Consider the following 11,187-nt stretch of genomic DNA (forward strand, 5'->3'; position numbering starts at 1 on the left):
CCCTGCTCGGCGCCCTGGTCGTGGGCCTGGCCGCCGGTGTGGTGTGCAGTTACGCCGTCAGCTGGAAGTTCAAGCTGAACTACGACGACTCCCTGGACGTCGTCGGCGTCCACCTGGTGGGCGGCATCATCGGCACCCTGCTGATCGGGCTGTTCGCCGACAGGGCGATGACCGGCGGCACGGAGGGCCTGTTCCACGGCGGCGGGCTCGCCCCGCTCGGCAAGCAGCTGCTCGCCGTGGTCGTCGTCGCCGGGTACGCCTTCTCCGTGACGTACGGCCTCGGCAAGCTGCTCGACACGGTGCTGGGCCTGCGCGCGAGCGAGGAGCAGGAGCACACCGGGCTGGACCTTACGGTGCACGCCGAGACCGCATACGATCACGGCGTCCTGGGCCACGGCGCCCCGGTCTCCCACTCCGTCCTCAGCCCAGCCAGCACGCAGAAGGTCGACACCCAGGCATGAAGCTCATCACCGCGATCGTCAAGCCGTACCGTCTGGACGAGGTCAAGACCGCCCTTCAGGAGCTGGGGGTGCACGGTCTGACCGTGACCGAGGCGAGCGGCTACGGCCGGCAGCGCGGCCACACCGAGGTGTACCGGGGGGCCGAGTACCGCGTCGACCTGGTGCCGAAGGTGCGCATCGAGGTCGTGGTGGAGGACGCCGTCGCCGACGACGTGATCGACGCGATCGTCAGGGCCGCGCAGACGGGGAAGATCGGGGACGGGAAGGTGTGGGCCGTTCCGGTGGAGACGGTCGTCCGGGTGCGGACCGGCGAGCGCGGACCCGACGCGCTCTGACCAGCAGCGTCCCGGCCGCCACGGCCGCGGCGAGCACCAGCGCCACCGGCAGCCAGGGCAGGGCGAGGAAGCCCGCGCTCGCCGACTCCCGGCTGTCCCGGGCGCGCGCGGTGAGCGTCACCCGCGCCCGGTCGAGCTGGGGTGCCCCGCGCCAGGTCTCGGTGAGCCGGACCCGCTGTCCCGGCAGCAGCTCGGCGGGCACCCCGGTCAGCTCCCGGTCCAGCAGGGTACGGCCGAACAGCCCGCGCGCCGTCAGCTCCACCCGGGGGCTGAGGGTGACGTTGCCGGTGTTGCGCAGGGTGTAGGAGACGGTCGCGGTGCTGTCACCGAGGCCGGGGACGAGCGGCTGGCGGTGGCTGACGCGCAGCTGCTCGACGGAGAGCGCGGGCAGGGTGGGACCGCCGACCCGGAGGTAGATCCGGGCGCCCACGGCCCGCCGCACACCGAGCGCGAGCCGGCCGCTGCCGGTGTCGACGTGCTCGTCCAGGGCGACGAGCGCGCCGGGGTGGTCGCCGGGCTCGGCGTCCCGCGGGACGCGCAGGGTGAAGGGCACGGTGACGGTCCGGTGGCCGGGCACGGTGACGCGTGCGGTGGCGGGCCTGGCCCACGCGCCCACCCCGCGCATCCGCTCCTTCAGGGTCCGTACGGCGAACCCGCCGTCGCGCGCGGTGTTGTAGGCGTCGGCCGCGTAGAGCCGGAAGGTGAGCGGCTGGGCGGTCTTGTTGCGGACGGCGACCTTGTCGGTGAGGGTCTGGCCGGGTTCGGCGGAGAGGGTGAAGTAGGGCCGCGCGGCGCTCTTCGAGGCGACCGGGTAGACGGACCAGCTGCCGTTGTCGGCGGCGCGGGCGGCCGGCACCGGCAGGCCGAGGAGCAGGGACAGCAGGGCGAGCAGGCTCAGGAGGACGGAGGGCTTGCGCATGGGTGCGGACCCCCACGGGCGGGAGACGGGGGAACGGGCGGGTGCGGACGCCCGTGCGGTCAGGTGAGCGTCAGCGTGAGCACGCCGGAGTACGCGCCGGGCGGCGTGAACGCCGGGACGTCCAGGGAGAGTCCGGCGTCGACGGTGAACTGGCCGCCGGTGAGCGTGCCGTTGGGGGTGGAGGCGAGGGTCGCGCCCGCGCTGCCCACGGTGCCCGCCGACCCGGCCTTGCAGGTGCTGGGGCTGCCCGCCTTGGTGGCGCAGGCGGGGGTCCAGCTGAGCTTCCCGGCGTCGATCTTGGCGCCGGGGCCGGTGAAGTCGGTGACCTTGCCGGTCAGGGACCAGCCCGCGGGCCCGCCGCGGAAGTCCTTGACGGTCACGGTGTTCAGCCGGCCGGTGGAGGCCCCGCCCTGGCCGAAGTCGACCGCCGACAGCGCGACGGAGTCACCGGCCTGGGACATGGCCAGGGTGCCCGCCGTGACGGTGGTGGTCAGCTTCTGGCTGCCGTCGGGGACGGGGGTGTCGTCGTGGACGGCGTAGGCCGCGGGGCCGGCGCCCCTGTCCGGGTTCCAGGCGCCGCCCTCGTAGGCCACGATCCCGGTCGTCGCCCGGTCGTTGACGACGAGGGAGCCGCTGAAGGCGCCCCGGGCGTCCGCGGTCACGGTGGCGGTGTCCGCGGTCTGGGTGGCGCCGGCCCGCCCGGCCAGGGTGACGGTCGCGCCCGGCGTGAAGCCGCTGCCGCTGACCGTGACCCGGGCGCCGGGGTCACCGGAGGCCGACCCCAGGGTGATGGCCCGGGTGTTGCCGGGGTCGTCGTCGGTCGCGGTGATGGTCTGCGAGACCGGGGCGGGCGGGGTGATGACCGTGCAGGGGGTGTCCAGCTCCAGGATGTAGCTGGTGTGGATGGTGTAGTCGCCGGGCGAGAGGGTGATCCGCCCGGCCTTGGTGACGGTGAACGTGCCGGTCATGGAGAAGGACGGGAAGACCGCCTTGCCCGGCACCGGCGGGTTCTTCTTCGGCCCGGCGACGGTGATGTCACCGCTCTGGGCGCCGCCGAGCGTCACCTTTCCCGTGGGGGTCATGATGTCGGCCGGCAGGGCCAGGTCGGTGGGGTTGCCCGCGGCGGCCGTGACCACGGTGTAGGTCACGGTGACCGTGTCGCCGACCTTGGGGCTGGTGGTGTCCACCGACACGCGGGCGGTGGTGGTGCCGTCGATCGGCGGAAGACCCGAGACGGCCGGCGGGATGCAGTGCGTGGCGAAGTCCACGTCGGTGCCGGCGGCACCGGCCGGACAGGCCAGCGCGCCGCCCGCGGTGACCGCGAGGGCGGTCGACCCGAACAGCGACGCCCAGCGCCACCGTCGGGCTCTTCGGGGTGTACGACCCATGGGCCCCCTCCTGAGGGTTGCGGGCGCAGCGGCTCGTCTGCGCCGACAGGGGGCATTGATGTGGAGCCGGGGTGAGAAGTCAATGGAGATGCCGCAGAAACCTGACGGATCATCAGTTTCTGCGGCATCCGGAACACATCGCTCGGTTCGGCCGGCCGGATCAGCCGGCCGGATCAGTGGATCAGCCGGATCAGTCGAAGACGAACGGGCCGGGCGACTGCTTGGCCGGGGTCGTACAGGTCACGGTGACCCCGAAGATCACCATCTTCAGCGAGCCGCCGTACGCGTCCAGGCTGTCACCGGAGGCCACCGTGCCGGGGAGGGGGCCGACACTGACCGCGGCGCCACTGGCCATGGCCGGGTTCTTCTTCCCGCTGAAGACGGTGCTGCCGCCGCCCGCCTTGGCCATGGTGAGCGTGGAGGTGATCGAGTCCTGGGCCACCGCGACGGGCGCCTTGATCGCGGTGGAGGTCAGGGTGATGGCGGCCGAGGTGCCGCTCTGGGTGGCGGTGAGCGTGGCCGCGCCGCCGCCGAAGATGCCGCAGCTCGCGGTGATGGTCGCCGACTGGGGAGTGACGGCGGCCGCGGTGGGCGCGAAGGCGAGTCCGGTGACCGCGAGGGCCCCGGCCACCAGTGCCGCACCTGTTGCCGTGCGTGTGCCTCTCATGGGGATCCGCTTCCCTTTCCTGGTGGGGAGTGCCATGGGGGGACGGCCGACGGACGGGGAGGCCTGCGCAGGCGGGTGCGGGCGCGCTGCACGGGGGTGCGGATCTGACGGTCCGTCGGGACGTATGGCCCATTGATGCGCGTCGGCCGGAACCCAACAAGGTTGAATTCCAGCCGACCTGCTGTTCGGTCGCTTCAGCCGGCGGAGAGGGTGCCCCGGACGGCTCCGTCGGGACCGGCGAGCAGCACCGGCGTCCCGGATCCGCCGAGGTCGGCGACGGCGGCCAGGTCCTCGGCCGGCAGCGACTCCGCCTCGCTCACCACCGCCGCCGCCTCCAGGGACGCGGCCCCCGACGCCACGGCCATGGCGACGGCCGTGCGCAGCGCGCTCAGCTTCAGCGAGGCGAGATCCACCGACCCGGCGACATACGTCCGCCCGGTCTCGTCCCGTACGGCCGCCCCCTCGGGGACACCGTTGCGGGCCCGCGCGGAACGGGCCAGGGTCACGATCTTGCGGTCCTCGGGGTCAAGCGCGTTGCTCTCGGTCATGCACCGAGCATACGAAGTGCCGGGCGGGTGTCAGTCGAGGGTCTGCACGATCTCGCTGCGCGCGGCCGTGTGCACGACGCGTCCCCGCGCGCCGTTCACCAGGGGCAGATAGGGCGGGACGTGCCCGCACTCGACGTCGGCGATGACCGGCACGCCCAGCGGGCCCAGCGCGTCGAGGACGGCCTCGTGCTGGGTGAGGGTGCGGCTGTCCGGGGCGTGGGTGCGGCCCACCAGGACGGCGGCGGCGCGGTCGAAGAAGCCGGCGAGCCGCATGCCGTGCAGGTTGCGGCAGATCTCGAACGCGTTGTCCTCGCAGGCCTCGACGTAGACGAGCAGCGGCTCGCTCCCGGCGAACCGCGAGGTGTCGAGGTAGGGGGTCCCCGTGAGATTGGCGAGGATCTCGATGCAGCCGCCGATCAGCCGGCCCTCGGCGTCCACGTCGCCGGTGCCGTCGAGGCGGGTCCAGGTGCCCTCGGCGTCCAGGGTGAGGTCGCGGATGCCGGGGTGCGCGGCCCAGTCGTCCCAGCCGCCCGACCGGTGACGGCCCGGCGGGGTCTGGCGGAACGGCTCGCCCTGTGCGGCGGTGACGATGTCCAGCCAGGACGTGAGGCCCTCGGGCGTGCGGTACGGGGTGTCCATGAGGTTGTTGCCGTGCACGGTGGCGACACCGGTGAGCAGGGTCAGCGGGGTGGTGAGGACGGAGATGTCCGACCAGCCGGCCAGCCAGGTCGGCTCGGCCCGCCCGATCTCCTCGAAGTCGAGCAGCGGCATCAGGTCGATCGCGGTCTCCCCGCCCCACGGCGGGATCACGGCCCGGATCGCCGGGTCGGTCAGCATCTCGGTCAGCTCGGCGGCGCGCTCCGCCGCGGGCGCGCTGATGTGGGTCGAGCCGTCCATGCACCGGCCGACGACCACCTCGTACCCGAGCGCCTCCAGGTCGCGCACGGCCACGTCGAGGCGCCCGCGCAGCTCTTCGGGCACCCCGCTGGAGGGGGACGTCACACCTATACGGTCACCGGGGCGCAGGGGGCGCGGATAACGCACGGTCATGGTCATGCCGGATTCTGGCATGCCCGCGACCGGCCCCGGCAAAGGATTTACGGCCGGTCCAGCCGCAGCCGCTCCGCCCTCGGCAGACCCGCGACGACCAGGTCGTACGAGTCCTCGATCAGCTCCTTCACCAGCCGGTCCGGGAGCCCGCCGTCCACCGTGACGGTGTTCCAGTGCCGCTTGTTCATGTGCCACCCGGGGATGATCAGCCCCGCGTGCTCCCCGCGCAGCCGCACCGCGTCCTCCGGGTCGCACTTCAGGTTGACCGTCAGGGGCCGCGCATCCAGGTTCGTCAGCGCGAACATCTTGCCCAGCACCTTGAACACCGACGTCTCGGGGTTGAACGGGAAGTCCTCCACCACCGCGTTGAACGACAGGCAGAAGACGCGCAGCTCCTGGGGGGTCACTCGGGTTTCTCCTGCTCGGTGACCGGGACGGGGACCGGTTCGACCAGGACCGTCACGATCTTGTTCCGGCGGCCGGCCGCGGCCTCCGCCGTCAGCCGCAGGCTGCGCCCGTCGGGCAGGTCCACCGCGGCGGACGCGCCGGCGATGGGGACCCGGCCGAGCGCCTTGGCGAGGAGGCCGCCGACGGTCTCCACGTCCTCGTCGTCGTACTCCTCCAGGCCGTACAGCTCGCCGAGGTCGGTGATGTCGAGGCGGGCCGTGACCCGGAAGCGGTCGTCACCGAGGTCCTCCACGGGCGGGAGTTCCCGGTCGTACTCGTCGGTGATCTCGCCGACGATCTCCTCCAGGATGTCCTCGATGGTGACGATGCCGGCGGTGCCGCCGTACTCGTCGATGACGACGGCGACGTGATTGCGTTCCTTCTGCATCTCGCGCAGCAGGTCGCCGGCGTTCTTGGTGTCGGGCACGAACACGGCCGGGCGCATCGCCGTGGACACCAGGTCGCCCTCCGCGTCCCGGTTGATGTGCGTCTTGCGGACCAGGTCCTTCAGATACACGATCCCGACGATGTCGTCCTCGCTCTCCCCGGTCACCGGGATGCGCGAGAAACCCGACCTGAGCGCCAGTGTCAGCGCCTGGCGGATGGTCTTGAAGCGCTCGATGGTGACCAGGTCGGTCCGCGGCACCATGACCTCGCGCACCAGCGTGTCGCCCAGCTCGAAGACCGAGTGCACCATCCGGCGCTCCTCGTCCTCGATCAGCGACTCCCGCTCCGCGAGGTCGACCAGCGCGCGCAGCTCCGACTCGGAGGCGAAGGGGCCGTGCCGGAAACCCTTGCCGGGCGTGAGCGCGTTGCCGATGAGGATCAGCAGGGAGGGCACGGGCCCCATGATCCGGGCGAGCGGCAGCAGCACGTACGCCGCCGCGGTCGCCGTGTGGAGCGGGTGCTGGCGGCCGATGGTGCGCGGCGAGACGCCGACGGCGACGTACGACACGAGCACCATCACGCCGATGGCGACCAGCAGGGCCTGCCAGGTGGCGTCGAACTCCCTGAGGCAGACGTACGTCACCAGTGCCGCGGCGGCCATCTCGCAGGCCACGCGGACCAGCAGGGCCACGTTCAGATAACGGGTGGGGTCGGCGGCGACCTGGACGAGCTTGGCGCTGCCCCGCCGCCCGGCCTTCACGGCCTCCTCGGCGCGGAAGCTGGAGACGCGCGCGAGGCCCGCCTCCGCGCAGGCGGCGAGCCAGGCCACGACGACCAGCGCGATCGCCCCGACCACGAGCTGGAGTGACATACGGCCCGCTTACGAGACGGTCGGCGCCGGGGACGGCCCGGTCAGGCCGCGCTCGGCCCGCCACCCGTCCACGATGGCGGCCTGAAGCCCGAACATCTCGGCCTTCTCGTCGGGCTCCTCGTGGTCGTACCCGAGCAGGTGCAGCACACCGTGGACGGTGAGCAGTTGCAGCTCCTCGTCCATGGAGTGCTGCGTGGGCGCCTCGGCCCCCTGCTTGGCGGCCACCTCCGGGCACAGCACGATGTCGCCGAGCAGCCCCTGCGGCGGCTCGTCGTCGTCCTTGGACGGCGGGCGCAGCTCGTCCATCGGGAACGACATGACATCGGTCGGACCGGGCAGGTCCATCCACTGGATGTGCAGCTGCTCCATGGCGTCGGCGTCCACGACGATCACCGACAGCTCGGAGAGCGGGTGGATGCGCATCCGCGCGAGCGCGTAGCGGGCGATGTCGAGGATCGCCTGCTCGTCTACCTCGGTGCCGGACTCGTTGTTGACGTCGATCGACATGGTCGTGCTGGTCTACTTCCCCTTGGAGCCCTTGGCGCCGGACTTGCCACGGCCGCCCTTGGGGGCGCCGTTCTCGGTGCCGTACTTGCTGTCGTACTTCTCGTACGCGTCGACGATACGGCCCACCAGCTTGTGCCGTACGACATCGTGGGACGACAGCCGGGAGAAGTGGACGTCCTCGACGCCTTCGAGGATGTCCTGCACCTGCCTGAGACCGGACTTCTGCCCGTTGGGCAGGTCGACCTGGGTCACGTCACCCGTGATCACGATCTTCGAGTCGAAGCCGAGGCGGGTGAGGAACATCTTCATCTGCTCGGGGCTCGTGTTCTGGGCCTCGTCCAGGATGATGAAGGCGTCGTTGAGCGTGCGACCGCGCATGTAGGCGAGCGGCGCGACCTCGATCGTCCCGGCGGCCATCAGCCTCGGGATGGAGTCCGGGTCGAGCATGTCGTGCAGCGCGTCGTACAGCGGGCGCAGGTACGGGTCGATCTTCTCGTAGAGCGTGCCGGGCAGGAAGCCGAGCCGCTCGCCCGCCTCCACCGCCGGCCGGGTCAGGATGATCCGGTTGACCTGCTTGGACTGAAGGGCCTGCACGGCCTTCGCCATGGCCAGGTAGGTCTTGCCGGTACCGGCGGGGCCGATGCCGAAGACGATCGTGTGCTTGTCGATCGCGTCGACGTACCGCTTCTGGTTGAGGGTCTTGGGGCGGATCGTGCGACCGCGCGAGGACAGGATGTTCTGCGTCAGCACCTGCGCCGGGGTCTCGGGCCCGTCGCTCGTCCCGTTCTCGCTCGCCTTGAGCATGGCGATCGAGCGTTCCACTGCGTCCTCCGTCATCGGCTGCCCGGTGCGGAGCACCAGCATCATCTCGTCGAACACGCGCGAGATCAGGGCGACGTCCACGGGGTCGCCGACCGCGCTGATCTCATTGCCCCGGACATGGATGTCGGCCGCCGGGAAGGCCCTCTCGATCACGCGCAGGAGGGAGTCGCCGGAACCCAGCACGGTCACCATGGGGTGCTGGGCGGGGACGGTGAACTGCGCTCTCGCCTGCTCCTGCGCGGAGGTGTGAGCTGTGGGTGTCTGTGTCATGGGCCGGCGCTTAAGGCCTGCGCTTCCTCCTCGTCACGGCCGCACAGCTGAGGGCGGCCTCGCGATTCCAGGGTACGACGGGGGGCTGACAAGCCTGTAGGGCTTTTCGTACCACCGCGTCCCGGCCCGGTGCACCGGCCGGCCCTGCCTTCCCTGCGGCCGTCAGCCCGACCGGCGGAACCCGATGGTCGGCACGGCCCGCCGCAGCGGCCAGGGCCGGTCCAGCTCCTCCGGGACCAGGCCCTCCAGGAACGCGTACCGCCGCAACGCCTTCGGGTCCTGCCCGGGAAGCGACTGCACGCGCCGCCACCAGGCCCCGATCTCCGACCACCCCGGCGCCGACAGCGACCCCCCGAACTCCTGCACCGACAGCGCGGCCGTGAGCCCGGCGAAGGCCAGCCGGTCGGCGAGCGGCCACCCCGCCAGGGAACCGGTGACGAACCCGGCGACGAAGACGTCCCCCGCCCCCGTGGGATCCAGTGCCTCCACGGCGATCGCGGGCACCTCGGCGGCCTCCCCGGTGCGCCGGTCGACGGCGTAGGCCCCCTCCTCCCCGAGGGTCACCACGGCCACCGGCACGTACTCGGTCAGGGCGTGCGCGGCCAGCCGCGGGCAGTCGGCGCCGGTGTACCGCTTCGCCTCCTCCGCGTTGGGCAGGAACGCCTCGCAGTGCTCCAGGTCCGCCAGGCCGGACAGGTCCCACGCGCCGGTCTCGTCCCAGCCGACGTCGGCGAAGATGCGGGTGCCCGCGCGGGCCGCCTGGGCGATCCACGGCGCGCTCCGGCCGGGGGTGAGGGAGGCGACGGCGGCCCGGGCGCGCGGCGGCCGGCCGGTGCCGCCCTCCTGGAGGAGCACGGCCTCCGTGGGCGGCTCGTGCCCGTGGGAGACCATGGTCCGCTCGCCCTCGTAGGCCATGGAGACCGTCACCGGCGAGTGCCAGCCGGGTACGGTCCGCGAGGCGGAGAGGTCGATGCCCTCGCCCCGCTCCAGCGCGTCCCAGCAGTACTCGCCGTAGTGGTCGTCGCCGAAGGCCGCGGCGAGGGCGGTGCGCAGGCCGAGCCGGGCCAGGGCGGTGGCCATGTTGGCGACCCCGCCGGGGCTGGAGCCCATGCCCCGGGCCCAGGACTCGGTGCCGCGGACCGGCGCCGAGTCCAGGCCGGTGAAGATGATGTCGAGGAAGACCGTGCCGGTGAGGTAGACGTCCCAGGGCGGGTCGCCGGGGGCGCGCAGCGCGGCGAGCGGGTCGACCTGGGTCTGGCAGCGCGCTGCCTGGGTCAGGTGTTCCGGTTCCTCTCCGGTGAGGGTGTGCGACGGCGTCACGGTGCGCTCCCTGGCGTGGTGCGGTTCTGGCCAGTGTGCACCAGGTCACGCACCGGGATGCCGTGCGGCGCCGGTTACCAGCGGGGCATGGCGGGGGTGCGCCAGTCCGGCCGGGCGGTGCGCATCGCCGCCGCGTCGTCGCGGTCGCGCAGCGCGCCGTCGTCCTCGGTCCACCGCCGGTGCAGGCGGGCCAGTTCGTCCCGGTCCAGCTCGACGCCGAGGCCGGGCGCGTCGGACACGGCGACCCGGCCGTCGGTGAAGGCGAGCCGCTCGGTGAGGATGTCCTCGGACTGCCAGGGGTAGTGGGAGTCGCAGGCGTGGTGCAGGTTCGGGACCGTGGCCGCCACCTGGGTCATCGCGGCGAGGCTGATGCCGAGGTGGGTGTTGGAGTGCATGGACACCCCGACCCCGAAGGCGGCGCAGATCGCGGCGAGGTGCTGGGTGTTGCGCAGCCCGCCCCAGTAGTGGTGGTCGGAGAGGACGACCTGGACGGCGTCCTTCGTGAACGCCTCCGCGATCTCGCCGAAGGTGGTCACGCACATGTTGGTGGCGAGCGGCACGTCGGTGCCCGCGGCCACCTCGGCCATCGCCGGGGTGCCGAGCGCCGGGTCCTCCAGGTACTCCAGGACGCCGGCGAGTTCCTTCGCGACCTTCAGCGAGGTCGGGACCGACCAGGCGCCGTTGGGGTCGAGCCGCAGCGGGTGGCCGGGGAAGGCCGCGGCGAGGGCGCGCACGGCGGCGATCTCCTCGTCGGGCGGGAAGACCCCGCCCTTGAGCTTGAACGAGCCGAACCCGTGCCGTTCCTGGAGCCGGCGGGCCTGGGCCACCACGCCGGCCGGGTCGAGCGCGGCGCCCCACTCGTCGGGCTCGGCGGGGACGCCCGCCGGGTGCCCGTCCCACTTGTAGAAGAGGTAGGCGCTGTACTCGACGGCGTCCCGCACCTTGCCGCCGAGCAGCGCGTGCACGGGCAGTCCGAGCGCCTTGCCCTGGGCGTCGAGGCAGGCGACCTCGAAGGCGGACAGCACGGACAGCCGGAGCTTGTCGGCGGTCTGCACCCCGCGCAGCCCGCCGGCGTCCGCCTCGCCCTCGACACGGGAGGGGTCCACGGCGAGGTCGATCCCGAACAGGCCGTTCACATCCATGACCGACCGTCCGGTGAGCCGCCCGGCCAGCGTCCGGGCCGGCTCCAGGTACT

12 protein-coding genes and 1 pseudogene are annotated in these 11,187 nt (G+C 72.5%); 2 read left to right on the top strand and 11 right to left on the bottom strand.

What is annotated here, in order from left to right:
* Both CCN44_RS03095 and CCN44_RS03100 read left to right on the top strand, forming a co-directional pair.
* Nucleotides 1-461: pseudogene (locus tag CCN44_RS03095) on the top strand (ammonium transporter); the annotation flags it as partial.
* A complete protein-coding gene (locus CCN44_RS03100) occupies nucleotides 458-796 on the top strand; it encodes a P-II family nitrogen regulator (protein WP_059249473.1) in 339 nt (112 codons plus the stop codon). The pseudogene CCN44_RS03095 and the gene CCN44_RS03100, both read left to right, overlap by 4 nt.
* Here the strand turns inward: CCN44_RS03100 and CCN44_RS03105 are convergent.
* The 11 genes from CCN44_RS03105 to CCN44_RS03155 form a co-directional block, all read right to left on the bottom strand.
* Complete coding sequence (locus tag CCN44_RS03105) at nucleotides 690-1,715, bottom strand: WxL protein peptidoglycan domain-containing protein (protein WP_086696781.1); 1,026 nt, start codon at nucleotides 1,713-1,715, stop codon at nucleotides 690-692. The two genes, CCN44_RS03100 and CCN44_RS03105, sit on opposite strands and share 107 nt — an antisense overlap.
* Nucleotides 1,716-1,774: 59 nt before the next feature.
* Nucleotides 1,775-3,103 (bottom strand): WxL domain-containing protein, encoded by a 1,329-nt coding sequence (locus tag CCN44_RS03110; RefSeq protein ID WP_086696782.1) that lies wholly within the window; start codon nucleotides 3,101-3,103, stop codon nucleotides 1,775-1,777.
* A gap of 190 nt (nucleotides 3,104-3,293) precedes the next feature.
* Nucleotides 3,294-3,770 (bottom strand): hypothetical protein, encoded by a 477-nt coding sequence (locus CCN44_RS03115; RefSeq protein ID WP_059249476.1) that lies wholly within the window; start codon nucleotides 3,768-3,770, stop codon nucleotides 3,294-3,296.
* A 194-nt stretch (nucleotides 3,771-3,964) separates the two neighbouring features.
* Nucleotides 3,965-4,318 (bottom strand): cytidine/deoxycytidylate deaminase family protein, encoded by a 354-nt coding sequence (locus CCN44_RS03120; RefSeq protein ID WP_059249477.1) that lies wholly within the window; start codon nucleotides 4,316-4,318, stop codon nucleotides 3,965-3,967.
* 30 nt (nucleotides 4,319-4,348) lie between these two features.
* The gene (locus tag CCN44_RS03125) at nucleotides 4,349-5,368 is read right to left on the bottom strand and encodes a S66 family peptidase (RefSeq protein WP_086696784.1); all 1,020 of its coding nucleotides are present in this window, start codon (nucleotides 5,366-5,368) and stop codon (nucleotides 4,349-4,351) included.
* 47 nt (nucleotides 5,369-5,415) lie between these two features.
* The gene (locus CCN44_RS03130) at nucleotides 5,416-5,775 is read right to left on the bottom strand and encodes an MmcQ/YjbR family DNA-binding protein (RefSeq protein ID WP_059249478.1); all 360 of its coding nucleotides are present in this window, start codon (nucleotides 5,773-5,775) and stop codon (nucleotides 5,416-5,418) included.
* Entirely contained in the window at nucleotides 5,772-7,073 is a 1,302-nt protein-coding gene (locus CCN44_RS03135; protein WP_059249479.1) for a hemolysin family protein, read from the bottom strand. The genes CCN44_RS03130 and CCN44_RS03135 overlap by 4 nt, the downstream gene beginning before the upstream one ends.
* Nucleotides 7,074-7,082: 9 nt before the next feature.
* Nucleotides 7,083-7,580 carry an rRNA maturation RNase YbeY gene (gene ybeY, locus CCN44_RS03140; protein WP_030657030.1) on the bottom strand — a complete coding sequence of 166 codons (498 nt, stop codon included), beginning with the start codon at nucleotides 7,578-7,580 and terminating at the stop codon, nucleotides 7,083-7,085.
* A gap of 12 nt (nucleotides 7,581-7,592) precedes the next feature.
* Nucleotides 7,593-8,672, bottom strand: a complete 1,080-nt coding sequence (locus CCN44_RS03145) for a PhoH family protein (RefSeq protein WP_059249480.1) — start codon at nucleotides 8,670-8,672, stop codon at nucleotides 7,593-7,595.
* 162 nt (nucleotides 8,673-8,834) lie between these two features.
* Complete coding sequence (locus CCN44_RS03150) at nucleotides 8,835-9,992, bottom strand: carbohydrate kinase family protein (RefSeq protein WP_086696783.1); 1,158 nt, start codon at nucleotides 9,990-9,992, stop codon at nucleotides 8,835-8,837.
* A 74-nt stretch (nucleotides 9,993-10,066) separates the two neighbouring features.
* The coding region (locus tag CCN44_RS03155; protein WP_244203881.1) for an enolase C-terminal domain-like protein at nucleotides 10,067-11,187 on the bottom strand (1,121 nt) is incomplete at its 5' end.

It is taken from the genome of Streptomyces tricolor (genome assembly GCF_002155905.1).
GTDB lineage: Bacteria > Actinomycetota > Actinomycetes > Streptomycetales > Streptomycetaceae > Streptomyces > Streptomyces tricolor.